The following is a 21,779-nucleotide window of genomic DNA, read 5'->3' as shown; positions in this document are numbered from 1 at the left end:
ACAAAGAAAAGAAATTTACGCGTCTCGAATGATGTAATTCAGATGCACAATGATGTCACTCAGATTCGCGACCAACTCGTGTTGCGTTCCCTCTTTACCCGCATGGAAAATATTGAGCTCCAGTGTGCCGGTTGTTGCATCTCGACCTTCAAAAGGCAGAAAACGGCTGTCGTTAAAGTCGGTAACAAACCGGCCTCCGTCATTCACACCGTGTGATAAGGCGGCGATTTCCGCACCCATTACCAGTGTGGCTTCAAGATCTTGATATGGCCCCAGAAGTGTTGGCAGGGTGACGGCGATACGTTTAATACGACGTTTCTTCTCGTTACCCAAGTTGTAAGAGTTATCCAAACCTAGCTGACTCAAATCCAGTGTTGCTTGGAAGATATCCCCTGTCAGCGCCAGAGTGACGCCACCGGATGGAGATACCGTTTCCCCGTTAAGCACTTTATTGATATTTTCACTTAACGTCCCTGTGCCAAACAGGGTATCCAGCGACACGGTGCGGATGGCTTCTAGCCCAATACCACCACGTGCAAGCCAGATGGCATCCAGTTTCTGTAGCTCTGAACTTAAACCTTCTCCTGCTAACAGCCCTTGCCACAGATCATTCCACACCGGAACCTGGAAAAGACTGTCGCTCTCTTTCTCGCCTAATTCCTGTACTAATGCGGCTTTTGCCTGGAGACAGATTGGCAGAGTGGAATCATACATTTGGTAATAGAGCGCGGAGAGACGACCGGCCATCCAGTTATACAGTGCCTGCCCGGTAAAACGAGTGGTTTGCAGGTCATAAATCGCTTGGGCATTCGCTTGTTCGGTTTCAGAGAGCGTGATCTGTTTTTGTGCCATCGTGATTTGCTCTTGCAGGCTTTGTATCTGGGCATCCAGTTGGGTTATTTCGTTATCAGCAATATCCCGTTGCAATGCCCATTCTTCCTGACGACGCTGATAGCCTGCTGTCACTTCTGAAATGCCCGCGCTCTGATCCTGGATGCCGGCGCCAACTTGGGTTGCTTGCCCGGAGCCAATTAATGGCGCTCCCCATTCCGATCCACCGTTAGCCAGCCCGAAGACGTTAGGTACCGCGTTGGCGATTCCGCCGGCAATCAGCAATCCCGTTGCAACGCCATTGGTAATCATGGCGGTGCTGCGTAGTGTCAGACCGGCGATTTCTGCCGCAGATAGACCACCGTTAATCAGGTCGCTGTAATGTTTTTGCCGCAATGTGGCGCCATCACGGCTAGCCTGTAATGCGGTCAGGCTGTGTTGTAATCCTTTTAGATTATTTTGTTGTATATCGTGCTGTTGTTTCAGGATGGCTTGCTGTTGAGTCTGCAACAGTAGCGTCATTTTTTCATTATCCTGATGTTCTAACGTTGTTTGTAAGCTGTTGCCGAACTGAGTCAACAAACTCACGGCAGAGCGGGCGCGTTCTACCAATAACGGATAGCGCCAGCCCTGAACACTGCCTTGACCACCAGCCGGACTACTGCCTGTACCGTCCCCTCCGGCTTGCTGGCGTTGCAGGGTTTTCGGGTCTACCGGCGTGGCATACAGTGGCAGATTTAGCGGTTGACCATCCAGACTCAGATTGTGGCGCAGGTTGTATAGGCGTAACTCAAGTTTATCCCAGTAACCGAGTAGTACATCGTTGTACGGTGGCAAGAAATCACCGTCGCCAATATTTGCGGTATCGCCTGCGCTTAGCCAGGCAGCGAACGTCATCACCTCCGGTGAACTGAGGAATGTCGGTGTGGCAATAGCGCCAGCTTCTTTACTCAAGGTGGGATTTGGCCAAGTATTGGTGGTATGGATATCAGGGCGCGGTCCCAGTAGCTGTTGTGCCTGAATGTAGTACATTTTGGCTTCGACTAGAGTATCGCGTTCAAGTTGACGGTAAGCGCTGTCGCCTCGGGCAATCAATAGATCAAGGGTATGCAGGAATATCGCCAGCTTGTAATGCATCGGGTCCGCCATAGCGATCACATCTGGATCAGTGGTGGCGGGCTGTGTGGTATCCCATGCGGTATCCAGTTGCAATGGCATCACATTCCAATAACGTGGTTTACTGCCATCCATAATGAGCTGGCCATTAGCATCGCGATAACCGGCGCTGCGGAAAATATATTTGTACCAAGTGTCCGCGTCTTCGTAACGTTGTTCGGTTTGCATACGGACCGTAACAAGGAACGGAATATGGAAGAAGATTTCCCATAGATAAATACCATAGGGACCACTGAAATTATCAACCGGATTAGATCCGCCAAACTGCCCCTGAACGTCATAATTAAGTAGTGAATCGAGGCTAATATCTAATAGCGCGTTGAGATCTACATAATTAGGGAGGTGTAAATCAATGGCAGAACCAGAAGGTGGTGTAAATTGTTTTCCATCTGATGAGAATGTGCCGTAGGAGGTGAATTCTATTGTATTAATAGAGAGTGTAAAATTGCAGTAGTTATTATCATTGTAACTTTGTCCATGACACATGCGTAATTTAGTTGTGGCATAATCCTTTGACGATAAATTTGCACTTCCTGTACTAGATAGGTTCTTAATCACGTTGCCAGAGTCATAACATAACGTCACTCCAGTACTGGGAGTAGCTCCGCCGGCATTCTGAAAAATAAGTACAGTCCCATCATCAGAAATATTCATCTGAGCATCAGAACCATATTGTGAAGCTACTTCAGTCGGGCTTGATGATCCTGTTGCTCCAACTCTATTGTAGTCAGTAAAAGAAAGTTCCAAGATTTTTTTCTTTGATGCCCAGCTATAATCGCTACTCATCACCCAGATGTTTTTATAAACAAAATCTATTTTATCTTCTTTCGAGATAGTAAACCAACGGATGTGCAGCTTGTTATTTTCCCAGAAAGGCTCGACATGCCCTGAATATGCCTCACTAATCCCGGCATTAATTGCTCGCCACTCTGACCATTGATCTGGTTTCAACTTACCGCCATCAGTGACTAAAGTTAATTTTCGCCAATAAAATGCATAGGGTGCATTCTGTGTACGGCCAATAAAGAAGATGGTTTTATTATCTTTGCCTTGGCAGGCAGTAATATAATCAAGGGTGGCTAAAGTGTCATAACTAATTAGATAATCACGTAATTTAGATTCGACTAATTCACTTTTTAATTTCCCTTGAGAAATACCTTGTTCAAATGCGGTAAATATCTCGGTCTTATTCAATCGCAATGTTGGATCAATATAATCCCCGGCATAGAATTTCAACCGTTCCTTGCCAGCCCAAGTGCTATAACGGTGGTTAAAACTATCCCAGTTATATAAAAACTGTTCATCGGCAAAATAGGGTTTTGCTGAGTCTGCCAGCGTGCCGTCATAGCCCTCTATCGCACGATGAATAAACAATTGCAGACTGCCAATCGCTTCGGACAGCGGTGAAGTAGTAACCAGATCGCTAATTTTGGTATCCAGCAACAGATATTCGTACAGATCATCCGCGGTCTGGATACTCTCTTTTAAATCTGCGGGCACCTGAGTAGCAATATAATGAGCAACCAATGCATCACGGCGCGCTTCTTTCAACGTTTGTGTAAATAAAGATTCAGACATAATCAATTCCTTCTTATCCGGTTACTGACGATTGCTGATTGCGGCACTTAAGTTTTGGGCTACTGATGCCAATAAAGCGCTACTCTCGGCAGCAGGGTCTGCTTGCATCATGGACAACAGATTGCCCAGAGTGGTACTACCGACATTCAGGCTTTGCCCGACGCGTAACCAGGTCAGAAGTTGCCAGAGAGAGGTAAAACTTTTCGGCCAGTTATTTTCACCTAATAGCAAGGTATTAACTTGCGCTACCGTACCTTTATCCATCTCATGCAATGTGGCGATCAGTGAAGCTGCATTTTCAGTCGTCATATCATTGGCATTTAATTGATCGAAACAGCGCATCGCTTCATCACGGGAAACGGTGACTTGAGTTTGCCACTGCTTAAAACGTGATAGCGTGAGTAATAGCTCCGGATTGGGTACAGGAACATTCGTGATGCCGTTGATTAAACGTTCGGGATAGGTTGTCAGTAATTGCAGATCCTGCTCGGTCAGGCTCAGCCATTTCACAATTAACACTAGCTGGCTAAGTTGCTGAGTAGCAATTACCAGAGAAGTGTCGGTTTGTAAGGACTCTAACGTGGCATTGTCATGGCTAAACAGGGTTTGAATATCATGCCAGTAGTTTGCCAATGTAAAAGGATTATCACTACCGATTGTGATTTTCTCCAGCCAGAAGGTGACGATACCCATCACATTGCTCTTAATGCCGAAACCGGCGCTTAGCGCCCGCAGCACTTTCTGCTGTAACGCCGAATCCATTGTTTCTTTAGTGGCAGCTTGACTATTCACGCTGTCACAAACGTTTTCCAAGAAATTGAACATCTCAGCGGTGGCGGTACCGCTCCATTGCGTACTTACCATCCCTTGCAGATAAGTCAGACTTAGATTTACGGACGACATCCAATCCAGCACCTGCTCGGTACGGCGTAAAATAGCCAGTGGTTGCAGGGATTTTGCCTGACCTAACTGTTGCAATAAGATATCTTTTCCGCCTTCCATCAGACGCCATAAAATTTCGGCTTGGGCAAATGTCAGCCCAAACAAACGGGGAATGGCGCCGAAGCGATACAACTGACTGGCGGTATATTCATCCAAGGTAAAACTGCCTGCATTACCGAAGCAATAGCGACCAATACGGAACAGTTCATCACTGGTGACACCCAATGCTTTGCAGCATATGGCGGCTAACTCATCCTGCTCATTTTCTGCATATTTCACCTCTGTACCTAGCGCAATGACATGATTACCGTCGGCAGAGCGGAAAGCGGTTTCATAGAAACTGGGTGTCTGATCTGGCGTATAAGGATTTACTGCACTAATGAAGGTCGCAAAGGTATTGGCATCAAGCCCATAGCGCTGTTTTAGGCTGACATACTCTGCCAGTGCTTCAAGGACCGGCTTATCCAGCACAATTTTGTCGTGGTGGTCCGGCACACTACGACTGGCATTGGCAATCAGCCAGTCCAATTCTTCAAATGATAGCCCGGTCTGGGATGATAAACGTACCAGCTTTTCAGCGCGACCGGCTAAGGCGACTACCGTATCGTCAGTGAAATTTAGGCTCTTGCCATCAGTCTGAATCCACAGATATTGACCATCAGCCGCGTCTGCCAGTGTGCTGTTCAGATAAGCGGCACCGTAGACATTGACGCGGGTTGGGGTGGTTTCCCCAAAACGAACATAGCGGCTGGCTGCTTTCGCATCAATGCTGCTTTGACTGTAAGATTGCTGAGCGGTCAAATCCATTAACTGATTGAAGCTTAACCGGGTCTTCTCACAGAAAGTATCGATAGAATTCAGTTTGCTGGTCAACTCGCTGGTTGACAATGGAGAAGCCCGTAAGCTAGCGCCGTTAAAACCATAATGGTTGGTAATATCATCTTCTGTCGGTGCCGGATTGGTCATCAATTGATAACTGACCGGCGTCAGTGACAGTGTTTCGCGGGCTGGCGGCGATGGAATATCATTGATAGCGGGAGGAATCACATCATCAGGGTTTGTCGGAGTGCCTGAGCTATCGCTGCAAAAGGTTAATAACAGCCCCTTGTCTTTTGTCCCATTGATAACCAGCGCGTTTTTCCAATTTGACTGTCCGGAACTATCTACCGTGATATAACCCTGCTCTGTTTTCAGATAGTACTGATCTTTATTCTCGCTGTGTTCCAGTGTGACCGGCAGATGGAAGCTTGGCAAAGGCTGAGTACTGCCTGATTTGTTGGCTACCTGAGCAAAAATACCGTCTTTATCCGGGTTAGTTGGGCTGTTGCCTCTTAAGAAACAGCCGGTCAGAACATTACCGTCTCCCATCGTTGTACCATCGGGAGCGCCGAGGTAGTAACACTGTTTTGCCATTGACCAAGTGAGTTTCAACGGTGCGACTATTGCGGCGGCGGCTTGGTCTGGATTACCTGCAATCAATTGTGCGCCGACAATGCCGTTCCCGCTGGTGTACTGTGACAGGTAAACCATAGGTTGCCCGCTGAATCCCACCGCTTTGAAATAAAAAGTGTTTCCGGAAAAAAATGTATCTTGATTACCATCTTGGGCAGCGAACAGTTTGCGTGTATTCGTATTACTGGTTTGTTCTGAAACCGCTTGTGCCGTGGTATCTGTCAAAGTATTCCACACACCGTTCAGCGTTCTGGCTTGTGCCGATAAAGCGGAATCGATTTGCGACAGATGATCGTCATAAGGTAACGTCATTGGGAAGAATGCGCCGGACAGCTCAGTAATATCTTTACCGCCTTTTTGTAGCACATCCAACAAGATATCAAGGGAAGTGACCTCTTTATTCATCGTCGTTTCGCTTAATATCAGATCCTTCAGATCAGCGCGGCGATTATCAATATGCAAACTGGAATCTGATTTATGCAGATCTTTAGCAACTCTGTAGAGTGCGGAAGCATAACGGCCCGGTGAAAATAGGGATTGAATAGAGGCAGCGTCAGCATATTGACTGGCACGGTTCATTAAATCGCTGAAATCCCCATCACCGCCAATATTCTCTACCAAAGCATCTTGAAGCACAGAAACGTTGGATTGTAGGTTAAGTTTAGCCAGCCCTTTAATAACCGGCTCCTGACGCAATTGCCAGGCTCGGTAGAGGGATTTCAGATTTTCCGCACGTTGCCGCGCCTGACGATAGACGGTATGAGCCTCTTTAACGGGCAGGGTGGGAACGGATTGAACGAAAGTAGCCCGGCTGATTGATGCGATATCAAATACGTTTTGATAACCGGCGTCAAGCAGGGGCTGTTCGGATGTACCTGATAAAAATGATATTTTATTTTGCATAACAGTCACCATTACATGGTTTAGAATTAGAACATCTTGGAAGGTTAGTTACGAAAATCGAGCTAGCTTTCTTGGTGTGACAATTCATAAACATTCCTTTTATTTCTGTTTGTTTATTGCTGGTTCAATTGAGGTGATACAGAGACAAACAAAACGACCAGTATGAGAAACTTCATCCAAGGTGCTGATAGCAAAAGTGTTATAAAAATGAAAAATAATTTATGATAATGAGCTAGTTCATGATTTATCTTAGGTATTTATAATCATTTTCACTATTTGGTAAGAGTTGTTAATTGATGGAGGCATGACTTTATAGCGTGGAAGCTTATTATGTTAAGCTCAATTTTTATTAATGTAGGAATAAAAAATTAATTTAATCGTAGCGGCAAATAAACCACGTAAATAGTTTCAATCTGAAAATAATAAAACTTACATTTATCGGGCATTTTTGGTCTTTTGCTGGCTAAAACGCACAAAAACTTATTTCGTTTGTTCTTGCCAGCTTCGTTTGAGCGATAAAGCGAGCTGTTGTTACCGCATCTTACGCCACAATGGCATGATATTGGTCAACACATCAGGGGGAGGGCAAGGATCATTCACCTTTGCCATTTTCCATAAGCCGCTATGGCTTTTACGGGCAGCATTATTGGACATAAAGACTTGATATAACGAACCTGTATCGCTGGCATGATTATGGGTATCAAGAAAACCTTTATCTCCCCATCGGTTATAGAGAGAGATACTATCGCCTTCTCTGATATTTTCATTTGGTGGGGTGGTTTCACAATAAATAATCCATTCTAATGTCGCTCTTTTGCGGGTATCTGAGGTATAGACTTGATGTATTTCGGTTAATTGTTCATTTTGATCCACTACATCATAATATTGTAAATAGCCGCCATCACAGTAATATAGGTTGTGAAGTAAAATAATATCATTATTGATTATTTCACTACCGACAGATTTTCCTGTTGCTGACTCAATTCTCCAGGCGCCGCCATAAATAGCTAAGGAAGCATCTACGGTTACTACGCCATATTTGGTTCCGGGTTTATTGCCGTTGCCAAATACACTGAGATACCCTCCGCTCCAGTTCTTGTAGCTGTTTAATATTGTCACGGTATCGCCATATTTAAGTATATTACCCATCATTTCCTCGGAAAATATGCTATTGCTCTTCAAACAACTGATGCTTACCCTGAAATGCCTTTACTTCCGATGATGCTATTACTGCATAACTTCCGGTGTCATTTCAGGGCTAGGTTATTGTCATGAACAGGTTATCTCGCCTTTTATCTGCTCCCTTGTGGACGTGAAATAGGGTCGAATTCCTGCACTGTTGAATATTCATAGCAACGGGAGATAGGAAAAGAAAAGATCAAAAAATTAATTTTTATCGGATAGGAGGCTATTTGGCGGATAACCGAGTTTCGACTATTATCATGTTACTTGAAAGGGTAAGTCATGTTTTTTCTATTTGTAACCGTGTGTCATATCAGTAAAAGCGGCATAATACCGCTTTAATTTATTGATAAATGTCATCTCGACTGATGTTGCCAGCGTAGTGTATTTGTGGCTTTTTGATTCAGGTCTGTGACCAAATTAACACGACTATGCTGTCATCGTAATTATTATTGCCCCCATTGCTGGCGCCGATAATGGCTGTTCCCGGTTTTTCGTCAAGGGTATTATAGGCGTAACGGAGTTTACAGGGTTTACTGTCGCCTATAATTTCAATGCAGACTTTGCCGGTGCTTGATGAGTAATTTTTAAAGCCCAACACACTATTGACTCCTTGGCTGATTAATGTATCGACTAACTGATCGTCAATATACACTTTTATCGTTTGCTGGTGGGTAGTATTACCATAGGCTGACAGGCTAAGCTTGATATTGTGAGGTAACTGGAAACAGTGTTTACCGGTGTTATTGCTGCCGCATATTCCGCCACAGTTTTTATACTCACTACCTAATGAATCGATATCAACCGATACGGCGGCTTGAACCTTTTTGAAAGTGATTCCGTTCCAGTAAGCTTGAATAAAGGAGGGTTCACCATCGATAACATGAGATTTTGTATTGTATTGGATGTAATAACTATCTTTGAAAAAGTAAATAATAGAACCGGTAATATTCTTCCATAAAATAACAGCATCGAGGTCTTCACTGAATCCTGCATATTTCCCGGTGGCGCCCCATCGTTCTGAAATGGTTTTCTTATTAATCGTGTGTGAACTGACAGTGTAATCGATGCAATCTCTGCCTTTGAAGAAACAGACAACATCTTGTTTTGTATCCATCCACTCTGTGGCTGCGTCTATACCATTTTCAAATCCAGTACCTTTCAACCCCGGCCAGCCGTCAATAATGGGTTTTGGCCCATCAATCACCAGGGCTTTGGCTATATCGAATTTAAGGTATTGTGATCCTTTAAAAAAATATAATGAGCCGCTTAAATTAATTACATCGTCAATATCTTTTTGAAACTCGATAGGGAGACCAGGCCAATCATGACTGATGAATTGAGGGTAATCGGTATCTGCTTTATCTTCTGAGTCGTTATATCTAATGTTTTCTGAGTTAAGAAAGAAATAGGTTTTTGAATTCATTTTTTACATCCTTAATAATGGTTAATCTGAATGTTATTCTGATGTGTTTACTCGATTTTCTATTTTCAGATATCACAGCGATATATTTTTGTCTCATGATAATGGCCAATTCAACACTACCACACTATCATCATAATTGTCATTGGAACCATTGTTAGCGCCGATAATGGCTGATCCCGGTTTTGCTTCGAGAGTGTTATAGGCATAACGGAGTTTGCTGGGTTTACCATCTGCTATAATCTCGACGCAGACTTTGCCGGTACCTGATGTGTAGGTCCTAACATCCGTTATGTGACTTATCCCCTTACCAGTTAAAGTATCGACTAATCGGTTGTCGATATAGACATTGATTGTTTGTTGATGAGCGTCACTATTTACGTAGGCTGTCAGGCCAAATCGGATACTCTGAGGTAATTGGAAACAGTGTTTACCGGTATTATTAATCCCACATGTTCCGCCGCATTTTATATTGATATCACTGCCTAATACATCTGGATCAACTGATACTGCCGCTTGAATTTTATTGAAAGTAACGCCTTTCCATTTAGTTTGAATAAGTTCGGGTTCACCATACAGACTATTCAACATCATATGTAAACGGAGATATTCATTGCCTTTGAAAAGATAGATAAAATAACCGGAGTTACGCCATAGAATAGCGGCATCTAAATTTGCGCTAAATTTCGCGTATTCCTCGGTAATTCTCCATCTTTCTGCGATAGTTTTCTTGTCAATGGCATGTGAGCTAACGGTGTAATTAATACACTCTTTGCCTTTGAAGAAACAAACGATATCTTCTTTTGCATCTATCCACTCTGTGGCGGCGTCGATCCCGTTTTCAAATTCCGTTCCTGCTAATCCCGGCCACCCCTCAATAATGGATTTGGGGCCATCAATCACTTGTGCTTTTGCAATATCAAATTTAAGATATTGCGAGCCTTTAAAGAAATACAAACAACCATTTAAATTAATCACATCATCAATATGCCTTTGAAATTCAATAGGCAGATTAGGCCAATTGTTACGAATGGGTTGAGGATAACCGGTATCGATATTATTTAATGGATCATTATATTTGATATTTTCTGAGTTAAGAAAGAAATAGGTATTTGTATTACTATCATTGCACATCTCGCTGCCTAATAAATCCATATCAATTGACGTCGCAGCTTGAACTCTTTTGAAAGTCACTCCACGCCAATTAGCGCCAATGGGTGCTTGACCATCAATGGTATTCGATTTCAGATTAATTCTGATGTTTGAATTATCTTTGAAAAGGAACAGAAAAGGGCTACCAATATTTATCCATAAAATAGCTGCATCCAGATTTTCACTAAATTCTGAGTATTGTTCTGTTATCCCCCATCTATCTGCGATAGTTTTTTTACTAATAGTATGTGAACTCACCGTATAATCAATACAATCACTGCCTTTAAAGAAACAGATGATATCTGTCATACCCGTTTTTGCTGCATAGGACCATTCTGTGGCGGCGTCGATCCCGTTTTCAAATTCCGTTCCTGCTAATCCAGGCCATCCTTCTATAATGGGTTTCGGTCCGTCAATCACTTTTGCTTTGGCGATATCAAATTTAAGATATTGTGAGCCTTTAAAAAAATACAAAAAACCATTTAAATTAATCACATCATCAATATGTCTTTGAAATTCGATAGGAAGATCAGGCCAATCGTTATTTATAGGCCGGGGATAACCGATGTCTGCCTCATACGATTTCTGATTGTGTCTAATGTTTCCTGAGCCAAGGAAAAGATAACTTGATGTATTCATTGATATATCCTTTTTGGTGGTTGGGATTTAATATGTTGTTTAAATTTATTTTTTACAACAGAAATAGATGAAAATAACATTAAGATACACCGATTTAACTCTGCCATATTGATCATCTGTCTGGTGAATAGGGAAATTTATATTATTTAAATTAATCCTGATGATAGGTTATAAGCAAGACTATATATTAACAACTCATTAATGGATTTAATATTGTTGGATTTTATGTGGATTACTTTATTTAAGAATTAAAGATGAACTTATCTGAGGTATAAAATACAAGATTAATATGTAATTTTATTTTTTATAGGAGATATTTTAGTCATGAAATTAGAACAACATGAAAGTTCAATCTCAATTGAAAGTTTCTCTAATTCCACTGCGGTTCCAATAACGGTATGGGAACCAAATTTATATCCTGAAGGTCGATGGATAGATGCGACAACACAGAGAGCTGGCGTGTTGTTTAAGGACTCAGGTTACGGGACTAGCGCTTGGGATATCATCAGTGTTGGGGGAAGGAAAGCTTTCAAGGCACAAACTTTGTCTAAATTCGGCAATATCGGTAGTCATTGTCTCGGGATTGCAACAGATACACCGGTTGATGCCAGACATTGTTATTGTGAACTTGACCTGTTTTGTAATCCATATCCTGACATTTCAGTGAGTGTGTTATCCAGGAAAACGAGTGCAAGCGGGACATATCAAAATATTGGTTACGGCTATATGGCGATTCACTTGACTGGTGGGTATCAAGGTAAGCCTCAATGGATGCCATCGAACATTTCATTAGGTACTTCGATTGATACTGCAACGCCTTATGTTATGGTTTGGAATCTTCAAGCTAATTTGATTCAGTCAGTTAATTTTGTTGGCAAACAGATAGATGGTATTTATAAAGGGCAACCGACACTAGGTAATACTCATTCTGGTGTTCCACTGAGTTATGAATGGCCGAAGAATTCTTGGTCGCGTTGGCGTATTGGATTGCTTGCAGCAAATAACGGTACATTAATCATTGAGTGGTATAACACTGTGGCAGATAAATGGAAGGTAGAGCTTTGCCAATATAATATGAACACGCTGATGACGGGAAATCTTGCGTCTGGTCAGATAGGGATTATTTCTGGTATGTCTTCTCAGGCTACCACAGTAGATCAACAAAACTCTCTTTACCGAACACCGTTTGATCGAGCGATATTTTTTCAAGATTTCTAATATGGAATACTGAGTCTGATTATTTAACCATCTTGTGTGATATATACCAAGGGGCTTTCTTCCTGGCCCCATAATTGTTGTAATATAGAAAAGTGATTTTAATTATAATCTTATTATCGTTGTTAAATATGGCGTACAAGAAAAGCGGTATAATACCGCTTTAATTGATTAGTAAATGTTTTTTCTTGTGGTGAAGTTTACCAAAGTATTTTTAATTTACACCAGCGGCCAATTTAATATTACTACACAGTCATTGTAATTATTATTGGTACCATTTTCAGCACCGATAATGACTGTTCCCGGTTTTCCATCGAGGGTGTTATCGAAATAACGTAGTTTGCTAGGTTTGTCATTTCCTTCAATTTCAATACAAACTTTTCCTGTACCTGATGTGTAGGTTTTGGTCGCCATCGGATTATTTGTGCCTTTACCGGTTAATGTATCTACCAGAAGGTCGTTAATATACACTTTTACCGTTTGCTGAATGTTCGTATTATTGTAGGCTGTCAGGCCAAATTGAATATTTTTAGGTAATTGGAAACAGTGTTTACCGGTGTCATTGGTGCCGCATTCTCCACCACAATTTGAGGGTTTGGTAGGCGGACAAGGGTCATTGATTTTTTCCATTTTCCACTGGTCTACCTTATGTACTTTACGAGCGCTATTACCAGAAAGAGATACACCATATAACGTGTTTGGTTTGTTGGCATTACCATAACTATTAAGGAAACCTTTATTTCCCCATCGATTATGTAGGCTGATAATTGCTCCTTCTATGATATTTCCCTTTATAGAATAAGGTGTCTCGCAATAAATAATCCACTCTAATGTTTTTGGAGAATATGTATTTATATCAGATGTGACTATCGGATGTATTTCTCCACTTGGTACCGGTTGATTTGGGCCATCATAATATCCCAAATAACCACCATCGCAGAAAGCCAGATTATGAAGCAAAATAATATCATCATTAATTATTTCGCTGCCGATAGCTTTTCCCGTTCCTGATTGTATTCGCCATATTACCCCTAGATCAGAAAAGGAAGGAGCTACAGTTAATACGTTATGTTTTGCTCCCGGGATGTCGTTACTTCCGTGTGTACTGAGATATCCTCCTTGCCAGTTATTGTAACCATTTAATATTCTTACTGTATCGCCATATTTAAGTATATCTGCCATAATTTATCCTTAATGTTTGTGGTTTATTTTTAACAATGAGTATGATACTGAAATTACCCTGGCTTAATTATTCTGTTTCATAATTTTATGGGTTATTTCAGAATAGGTTATTAAAATCAGCGAAATGCTCAATTTTTTTGTAATCCTAAAAAAATGATTAACGCTTGATTTGGATTAATTATGAATATTAATGGTTGTTGAAGAAAGGCAGAGGATTTGTTTCTTGCTTCTGACAATGAATATATCACTAAAAATTCCTTTACTTAATTTTCGATATTTTTATCTTGAACTGTAAAAAATAGCATTTACTGATTTATTTACATTGTTTATTAAGTTAAATTATTTAATCGTGATGGGAAAATAAAACTTAATTTTTATTGACGCGAAGGTTACAACCCTAATAGATTGATACTTTGATATAAATAACATTTATACCCAATAGATCATCTGGATGGAACTCAGTCCAATTTTTTCGATCTGAATATTCAAGATTAACGAAAATATAAATAATCAATGTTTTGATAAAGGGATTATTATTATGCGAATGAAAATTAAAAACTCATTTAAATTAATGGCTTTCATAAAGTAATTATTGTAAATATAATATTTTATCATTTTTCCTTTTCTGATATTTGATTCTTTAGGTTCTTCTATTAATGCATTCGGTAAAGATTTGCCTGAGGAAATCTGAGACAATGTTTTTTATGACTTGGTAGAAATACTATACCTTGGCAATGAGTGGTAATGACTAACTAATAAGACAGAGAAACAGATTGTGGTAAAGAAAGAAAAACAACGACCTCACCATGACGCGTTATTCAAGCATTTTTTAACGCAGCCCGAAACGGCCAGGGAATTTTTATCCCTTTATCTGCCCGAAGAGATCCAGTCGTTGTGTGATTTAGCCACATTGAAACTGGAATCCGGCAGTTTTGTGGATCGGGATTTACGTCAACTGCACAGTGATGTGCTCTACTCGGTTGAAACAGCTAGGGGACAGGGCTATATCTATTGTCTGATTGAACATCAGTCCACTCCTGACCCGCTGATGGCCTGGCGGCTGATGTATTATGCCATGTTAGCAATGGCGGCCCACCTGAAAAAAGGCCATACTGAACTCCCTTTGGTAGCGCCGCTGCTGTTTTATCATGGGGAGGTTCGGCCGTATCCTTACTCAAACCGGTGGCTGGATTGTTTTACGCTCCCTGAACAGGCTGCTCGCTTATACCACCAGGCGTTTCCGTTGGTGGACGTCAGTGTGCTCAGCGATGAAGAAATCCTGACACATAAAGGGGTTGCCCTGATGGAACTGGTGCAAAAACATATTCGCTGCCGGGATATGCAGGAATGGCTTCTCCAATTGGTGGAACTCTTGAATGCGGGTTATAATACAACCGAGCAGCGCAATGTGGTGTTACGCTATATTTTACTGAATGGACATACGCCGGATCTCTCCCAATTTGTCCATCAACTGATTGAACAATCTCCGGAGCATGAAACGATGTTGATGACTATTGCAGAACAGCTTGAACAAAAAGGGCTTGAGCGAGGTATCAAGCAAGGTATTGAGCTAGGTCGAGAGGAAGGCCGAGAGGAAGGTCGAGAGGAAGGTCGAGAAGAAGGTATTGAGCTAGGCCGAGAGAAAGGTAAAGTGGAAACGGCTCGCGCTTTATTACGGCATGGCGTGAGTTTGGACATTATTGTCGCCAGTACCGGACTGAGCCGGGATAAAATTGAAATGTTAAAGCATTAAATTCATCTTCTCTTTTACAGTAAAATGCCGATATTCAAGATCGGCATTTTTGTTTTTATTTTTACTGAATGGACATACGCTGGATCTCTCCCAATTTGTCCATCAACTGATTGAACAATCTCCGGAGCATGAAACGATGTTGATGACTATTGCAGAACAGCTTGAACAAAAAGGGCTTGAGCGAGGTATCAAGCAAGGTATTGAGCTAGGCCGAGAGGAAGGCCGAGAGGAAGGTCGAGAAGAAGGTATTGAGCTAGGCCGAGAGAAAGGTAAAGTGGAAACGGCTCGTGCCTTATTACGGCATGGCGTGAGTTTGGACATTATTGTCACCAGTACCGGACTGAGCCGGGATAAAATTGAAGCGTTAAAGCATTAAATTCATCTTCTCTTTTACAGTAAAATGCCGATATTCAAGATCGGCATTTTTGTTCTTATTTATAGAGAGCGGAATGACACCTTATTAAACATAAAATTATCCATCAGCACCTTCTATTATTACTGACATACATAGGTATCGTGTGGCGAAGGGCAGCGCTGATGGGTATTTAAAAGGGCAACAGAAACTATAGTGATACTAGGAAAAAACCAAAAACATGATTTTCATGCTGTAACTCTTACATTGATTTTGGATAATTACAGTATCCATAAAAGCCGACTGATCAGTGATTGGCTGGCCCGTCATCCTAAATTTAACCTATTGTTTTTATCTGTTTATTCTCCCCGGCTGAATAAAATTGAGCGTCTGTGGCAATCCTTGCATGAAACGGTGACATGAAATCATGGCTGTCAGTATGTGTGGCGGTTGCTTGAGAAAGTGAAAACGTTTTTAAATTCATCCCCTACATGAATAGCAGAGAATAAAAAGAGTCGGTGTCCATATAAGTTATTTATGATTGTTTTTTATCACCAAACCGAATTGGTTGCGTCAAAATAGAGTTTAACTTTTACATTAAAACTGTTAAATTCCGAACTTTCAAGATATGGCAGTGCCAACTCTGCTCATAACACCTTTATTGAGACAAAATTCATTTTGATTTCCAATGAATCATAAGGCAACAACACAGTGAAAACAGGGCTAAAACAACGCTTTCGTATGCTAATAGGATTAGCAGTAATACTGATCATAATACAATTGTTTGATACTTTAACCGGTGGCGCACTAAGTAATTTAGGCATCATTCCTCGATACTCCCGAGGGTTAATTGGTATTCCGCTATCTCCATTCCTGCATGGTGACTGGGGGCACTTATTCAGCAATCTCCCCGCATTATTAGTATTGAGTGCGTTACTAATGGCACACTCTATACGTTATTATGTGATAGCCAGCCTGTTTATTATCTTTGCGGGCGGAACATTAGTTTGGTTATTTGGGCGCACGGCTATTCATATAGGTGCCAGCGGATGGATTTTTGGTCTATGGGGATTGCTGCTGGCTAACGCCTTTTTTCTGAGAAGAGTAAAAGATTTCTTCTTTGCGATTCTGGTGTTTGTGTACTACGGTGGGATTGTGTTTGGCTTATTACCGTGGCAAGAAGATATTTCAACGGAAGGCCATATTTTTGGTGCGATATCTGGGCTGGTTTTCTCTTGGCTGTCGAAGAGATGGGTAATAACGAGCCATTAGTTTTATGGCATCGGGGATAGGCCGTAAGTAGATTATCCCCATTTCAGATATTCATGAATAGTATACCCTATGGATTTCAAGATGCATCGCGACGGCAAGGGAGCGAATCCCCGGGAGCATAGATAACTATGTGACCGGGGTGAGTGAGTGTAGCCAACAAAGAGGCAACTTGAAAGATGACGGGTATAAACAGTAAAAAAATAAACTTGGTTACCTTTATGCCAGGAATAAATGAATGACCATTTAAAATGGAATGACGAATTAGGGTATTGAAGAGTGCGATATTGCGATTTTAGCCCTAATCTCATTTCTGAATTAAGAATCATATTCTATATCATTTGAAAGAACTCAATTTATCTCTCACTTTATTAATCCTGTTTTTTAAACAGAACAATGAACTCTATTTTCATGAAGTAAGAATTTTATTTGTGTTTTAAAAAAAACCAAATAATATAACGTCAATAAAAGTATAAATAGGACATATTCAATGCGTAATAGACTTTTTCTTTGGTTACTTGCCTTGCCGTTAGTATTAAGTTGTTATGGTGGCTGGCAATATTACCGAACCAGTGAACTGACTGAATCCCTCGATAGTATTAAATTGTTACATGCCAAAGCGACACAGTTGTTGCAAACTGATCCCAATATTACAATGAAATTCGGCGACACTTCTTTTACCGTCAATCAAATCCTCAATAGAACAGATGAAATAATTAATAGCAAAGAAGCCACATTCAGCGAGTTTCAGTCAATTTTAGATCTAGGGACGATTGGCGGCGGCGTATTATCACTGCTGTTAGGCGGATTTGCGATTTTGCTATGTATACGCAGTGGTAATGTGGCCCGCAAATCCCGCGATGAATTATTGAGGGTATTTGATCGCTGTCGTCGGTTACTACCTTTTATTCTTATCGGACAAATGACATTAATTGGCCTCGGTATTTTTTCCCTGATCAGCTACGAAATACTTTGGTTTATTGGTAATTTTGAAATGAGAGGTGGCGGTGCAAAAATTGTTGCTGTTGCGGGCGTGATAGCATTGGCAATTCTGTGGTGCATCATTAAGGGTATTGCGAAACTCAAACACTGTTTTGTTATGTTTTCCCCTTCGGCTTCCCATTTGATGGGAAAAGCAGTGACTCCAGAGGAAGCTCCTGGCCTATGGCAATGGATCAATGAGTTAGCTGAACAAGTTGGTACAGCGCCGCCAGACAATATTGTTGTTGGTTTGACGGAATGTTTCTTTGTGACTTCCTACCCTGTTTGCATCAATAATGAGCAGGTACTTGAAGGTTGTACCTTATATTTTCCGCTAATCTATGGAGCATTGTTAAGCCGTGAAGAATCCGCAGCGGTGATCGGTCATGAATTAGGGCACTTTACCGGTGAAGATACTACCTACAGTCTCCACTTTTCACCTATCTACGCAGGAATGAGCCGCAGCATCGATGTGATGATCAGTAACATCAAGGATAGAGAAGATTACTATAGCCGTCTGGTGATGAGTCCTTCCATTTATTTGGGTATCTTCTTCATCCAACAATTTGATTTTGCGGTGAATCATTGGAGCCGTATCCGTGAATATGCTGCCGATGCTGTGGGTGCCAGGTTGAGTAGTGCTCAAGCTATTTCTAGCGCTTTATTGCGTATTTCTGCGGTGAGCGAGTCAATTAACCAGCAATTGTCAGTGTTGTTTGCAGGTAAATTGAAAGCCGATGATCTATTGCCTGTCATTATTGATAACCTGCGCGAAAATGGCATTCCTGATGCGGGCCAGTTCTTGGAAAATGAGCTTACTCACCCTACGGATACCCATCCAACAACTAAATCACGTATTGAAGCATTAGAGTTGCCAATAGAACAGGAATTGCTGGATTATGCTTCGCGTCCGGTTGAAGCAGGACATTACAATAGTATTGATGATCTATTTACTGATGCTAAAGCGCTTTCAGTGGAATTAACACAAAACTTGTCAGGTGAAATTGACGAGTATTATCAAGAGCAGAAACAAATTTGGGAAGAGCAGGCGGTATCAGCATCTGAAACTACCACTTTGACCGTATCCAGTAAACGTAATCTTATGTTTATTTCGCCTTTTATTTTTATGATTATGGTGGGCAGTGGGTTCTTTTTGTCTTTCGTTATAAAAGAAATCAATTCAGAGCGTATATTAGAGGCAATTTTTTTAGTCTCCGCACTAATTGCTTTAGTCAATTTACCTTGTTTGTTATTCGCAATTATCATCTATAAACGCTGCAAAAACAGCATGATAATTTGGGAGCCAACAAAAATCAGTGGCCCTGATTTTCAGACGCCTTATCCTCTGCATAATATTATTGATTTCAATTATACGACTTTTGATTCCTTCTTCTTCAAAGTGAGGACATTAACGCTTGAGCTGGCAGATGATGCCACTCTGCCAGATATGACGCCTAAAAAACGATTAGGTAGAGGAAAATTACGGAAGAAAAAACGCCATCTCTTTTATGGTTTTGTAGGAACGCTGAAAGCCAATGGTAAAAAAATATCTGATGGAGAAGTTATTGAAATGATCCATAACTATCTTCAAGCCGCTCATGCCCGACATGCTTTAAATCAGCATCAATCCGATTAATAACAACAACCAGCCCGTTTATTTATCATAACGGGCTGGTAATCTTAATATAACCACTGATTTTTTAATTTCGTGAAGTTATATCCATTTCAACGCGGCATCATCTACAGGCTGCTCCAAAACTTGTTTATCTTTTTTGTAATCATGTGGAACCCGCCAAGTTGAGCTATATCCCTGACGAGGAAGCAAGTCCTTTGCACGTTTTACGTAACCAGCTCGCAAGGCGCCAAAAATATGCTCGTCCTCCTGCATCTCACCCCGCTCAGCATGTGGCGTCACAACGGTAGCACCGCGACGGTCCATCTCGTTCAACAAACGGCAGATATAATCCGCAGATAGATCAACTTTCAACGTCCAGGCGTTATTGATATAACCAAACAGACAGGCAAAATTAGGGACATTCTGTATCAACGTTCCCTTATAAAGCATGCGATCATGAGCTTGCTGTTTTTGCCCATCAATAGAGAGTTCAATTCCACCAATAAAATGTAATTTCAGCCCAGTCGCTGTAACAATAATATCTGCGGGTAATTCCTTACCTGATTGTAATAAGATACTGTTTTCAGTTATGCGTTCAATATAGTCAGTAACGATAGAGGCTTTACCTTCTTTCAGTACCTTAAATAGGTTATTACTGGGAATAAAACAGAGCCGTTCATCCCACGGCATGTATTTTGGCGTCAAATGTTTCATGTCAAAATCTGGGCCGACACGTTTGCGAGCAGATGACAGTAAAAGTGATTTCAATAAATTAGGTAAATGTCGACTCGTTTTATAAATTAAGCGCTGGAAAAAGAGATTGCGCTTTCTACTCAATGTGTAAATCCAGCGCTGTGGAATAATGCCTTTGCAGAACTCTGCTATTTTGTCCCTGCCAGGGATTGAAAGAATATAACTCGGGGAGCGCTGTAGCATCGTGATATGGGCAGTATCATGTGCCATTGCCGGCAGTAAAGTGACAGCTGTTGCGCCACTACCAATGACAACAACTCGCTTTCCTTTGTAATTCAATGCCTCAGGCCAGAGTTGAGGGTGAATTACCGGGCCTTTAAAATCTTTAATGCCGGGGAATTCAGGTAAATGAGGTTCATCATAGTTGTAATAACCTGTTGCCGCGACGAGAAAGCGACAGGTAAATTGCTGAGTTTCCCCACTGATTTCGTCAATCGCGGTAACGGTCCACTGGCGAGTCGTATTTGACCAGTCAGTATGCGTAATTTTTAGCCCAAACTTTATTTTCTTATCAAGGTCATACTCTTTTGCCGTTGCATGGATATAACTTCTAATTGAAGGTCCATCGGCAAAAACACTGGTATCTGTCCAAGGGCGGAATGTATAGCCATAGCTCATCATATCTGTATCTGAGCGAATGCCTGGGTAGCGAAATAAATCCCAAGTACCGCCTATTTTTTGGCGACGTTCTAATATCATAAACTGCTTATCAGGACATTTCCTTGTTAAATGACATGCTGTACCAATGCCTGCAATACCAGCGCCAATAATCAAAACATCATAATGGTTATTCACTGTCTCTCTCCTACAAGGTCATTTTTTGATGAGTTGAAACTCACCTAGCTAAAGCAATGTGATTCTTGTCATCATTGACAGTAGCATAGCAATATGAAATTGCTTTAGTCTTACATTGCTCATTACCAATGTTTAACGTGTCAATATTTCCTACCGCCACAAATAAATAATTAGCTTGAGAATATTTTCAACCCTTAAATATGAATATTGGGCACGGTGCTTAAGTCACGTTATAGACTAAATAAACACAACTAAAAGTTTGCTAGAGCATTTTTGTCTGCTCTTGAGTCAATATTTTATGATGCAAGGATTTCGAAGTGAACTAGACAGAACTTGGCGGAGGGAGATTAGATGCATTTTATACCCGTTATCTTTCAAGTTGCCTCTTTGTTGGCTGCGCTCGCTCACCCCGGTCACATAGTTATCTATGCTCCCGGGGATTCACTCCCTTGCCGTCGCGATGCATCTTGAAATCCATAGGGTATATTGATTGAATATCTTGCCAAAGTTTTTAGAGCCTAGCCATTCGTGGGGAGATTTTTTGGTTAATTCGATAAAATAATCCAGAGAACAGGATATTCTCTGA

Annotated in this window: 11 protein-coding genes and 2 pseudogenes; 6 read left to right on the top strand and 7 right to left on the bottom strand. The window is 41.3% G+C overall.

Features of this window, described 5'->3' with window-relative positions; translation table 11 throughout:
• Positions 1-15 precede the first annotated feature (15 nt).
• The 5 genes from tcaB to ppxA all read right to left on the bottom strand — a co-directional run bounded on the left by tcaB (position 16) and on the right by ppxA (position 11,278).
• Positions 16-3,585 (bottom strand): insecticidal toxin complex protein TcaB, encoded by a 3,570-nt coding sequence (gene tcaB / locus EAE93_RS21930; RefSeq protein ID WP_214040574.1) that lies wholly within the window; start codon positions 3,583-3,585, stop codon positions 16-18.
• Between the two features lie 21 nt (positions 3,586-3,606).
• Entirely contained in the window at positions 3,607-6,894 is a 3,288-nt protein-coding gene (gene tcaA / locus EAE93_RS21925) for an insecticidal toxin complex protein TcaA (RefSeq protein ID WP_263987319.1), read from the bottom strand.
• Positions 6,895-7,413: 519 nt separating this feature from the next.
• A complete protein-coding gene (locus tag EAE93_RS21920) occupies positions 7,414-8,031 on the bottom strand; it encodes a hypothetical protein (protein WP_036809649.1) in 618 nt (205 codons plus the stop codon).
• 436 nt (positions 8,032-8,467) lie between these two features.
• Positions 8,468-9,490, bottom strand: a complete 1,023-nt coding sequence (gene ppxB, locus EAE93_RS21915; RefSeq protein WP_110086904.1) for a photopexin PpxB — start codon at positions 9,488-9,490, stop codon at positions 8,468-8,470.
• A 93-nt stretch (positions 9,491-9,583) separates the two neighbouring features.
• A complete protein-coding gene (ppxA, locus tag EAE93_RS25165) occupies positions 9,584-11,278 on the bottom strand; it encodes a photopexin PpxA (protein WP_263987318.1) in 1,695 nt (564 codons plus the stop codon).
• 324 nt (positions 11,279-11,602) lie between these two features.
• Between ppxA and EAE93_RS21900 the strand changes: the two genes are divergently transcribed.
• On the top strand, positions 11,603-12,496 hold the full coding sequence (locus EAE93_RS21900; RefSeq protein WP_214040572.1) for a hypothetical protein: 894 nt from the start codon (positions 11,603-11,605) through the stop codon (positions 12,494-12,496).
• A gap of 216 nt (positions 12,497-12,712) precedes the next feature.
• Here the strand turns inward: EAE93_RS21900 and EAE93_RS21895 are convergent, their stop codons facing one another.
• Positions 12,713-13,675 (bottom strand): fucose-binding lectin II, encoded by a 963-nt coding sequence (locus tag EAE93_RS21895; RefSeq protein ID WP_214040571.1) that lies wholly within the window; start codon positions 13,673-13,675, stop codon positions 12,713-12,715.
• Between the two features lie 775 nt (positions 13,676-14,450).
• Between EAE93_RS21895 and EAE93_RS21890 the strand changes: the two genes are divergently transcribed.
• The 5 genes and pseudogenes from EAE93_RS21890 to EAE93_RS21870 all read left to right on the top strand — a co-directional run bounded on the left by EAE93_RS21890 (position 14,451) and on the right by EAE93_RS21870 (position 19,666).
• On the top strand, positions 14,451-15,428 hold the full coding sequence (locus EAE93_RS21890; RefSeq protein WP_214040570.1) for an Rpn family recombination-promoting nuclease/putative transposase: 978 nt from the start codon (positions 14,451-14,453) through the stop codon (positions 15,426-15,428).
• Positions 15,429-15,477: 49 nt separating this feature from the next.
• Positions 15,478-15,804, top strand: a pseudogene (locus EAE93_RS21885) (ISNCY family transposase); the annotation flags it as partial.
• A 225-nt stretch (positions 15,805-16,029) separates the two neighbouring features.
• Positions 16,030-16,289: pseudogene (locus tag EAE93_RS21880) on the top strand (transposase); the annotation flags it as partial.
• 202 nt (positions 16,290-16,491) lie between these two features.
• The gene (locus tag EAE93_RS21875; protein ID WP_214040569.1) at positions 16,492-17,052 is read left to right on the top strand and encodes a rhomboid family intramembrane serine protease; all 561 of its coding nucleotides are present in this window, start codon (positions 16,492-16,494) and stop codon (positions 17,050-17,052) included.
• A 487-nt stretch (positions 17,053-17,539) separates the two neighbouring features.
• Positions 17,540-19,666, top strand: coding sequence for a M48 family metallopeptidase (locus EAE93_RS21870; RefSeq protein ID WP_214040568.1), 2,127 nt, complete (start codon positions 17,540-17,542; stop codon positions 19,664-19,666).
• A 78-nt stretch (positions 19,667-19,744) separates the two neighbouring features.
• Here the strand turns inward: EAE93_RS21870 and EAE93_RS21865 are convergent, their stop codons facing one another.
• Positions 19,745-21,193, bottom strand: coding sequence for a flavin-containing monooxygenase (locus EAE93_RS21865; RefSeq protein WP_036809629.1), 1,449 nt, complete (start codon positions 21,191-21,193; stop codon positions 19,745-19,747).
• Between the last annotated feature and the right edge of the window lie 586 nt (positions 21,194-21,779).

It is taken from the genome of Photorhabdus akhurstii (assembly GCF_018448925.1).
Taxonomy (GTDB): domain Bacteria; phylum Pseudomonadota; class Gammaproteobacteria; order Enterobacterales; family Enterobacteriaceae; genus Photorhabdus; species Photorhabdus akhurstii.
This window is presented reverse-complemented; position numbering and strand designations above follow the sequence as displayed.

Excerpts from the sequence above, each read along its gene's own strand:
- tcaB (WP_214040574.1), bottom strand. The coding sequence starts at position 3,585 with ATGTCTGAATCTTTATTTACACAAACGTTGAAAGAAGCGCGCCGTGAT.
- tcaA (WP_263987319.1), bottom strand. The coding sequence starts at position 6,894 with ATGGTGACTGTTATGCAAAATAAAATATCATTTTTATCAGGTACATCC.
- EAE93_RS21920 (WP_036809649.1), bottom strand. The coding sequence starts at position 8,031 with ATGGGTAATATACTTAAATATGGCGATACCGTGACAATATTAAACAGC.
- ppxB (WP_110086904.1), bottom strand. The coding sequence starts at position 9,490 with ATGAATTCAAAAACCTATTTCTTTCTTAACTCAGAAAACATTAGATAT.
- ppxA (WP_263987318.1), bottom strand. The coding sequence starts at position 11,278 with ATGAATACATCAAGTTATCTTTTCCTTGGCTCAGGAAACATTAGACAC.
- EAE93_RS21900 (WP_214040572.1), top strand. The coding sequence starts at position 11,603 with ATGAAATTAGAACAACATGAAAGTTCAATCTCAATTGAAAGTTTCTCT.
- EAE93_RS21895 (WP_214040571.1), bottom strand. The coding sequence starts at position 13,675 with ATGGCAGATATACTTAAATATGGCGATACAGTAAGAATATTAAATGGT.
- EAE93_RS21870 (WP_214040568.1), top strand. The coding sequence starts at position 17,540 with ATGCGTAATAGACTTTTTCTTTGGTTACTTGCCTTGCCGTTAGTATTA.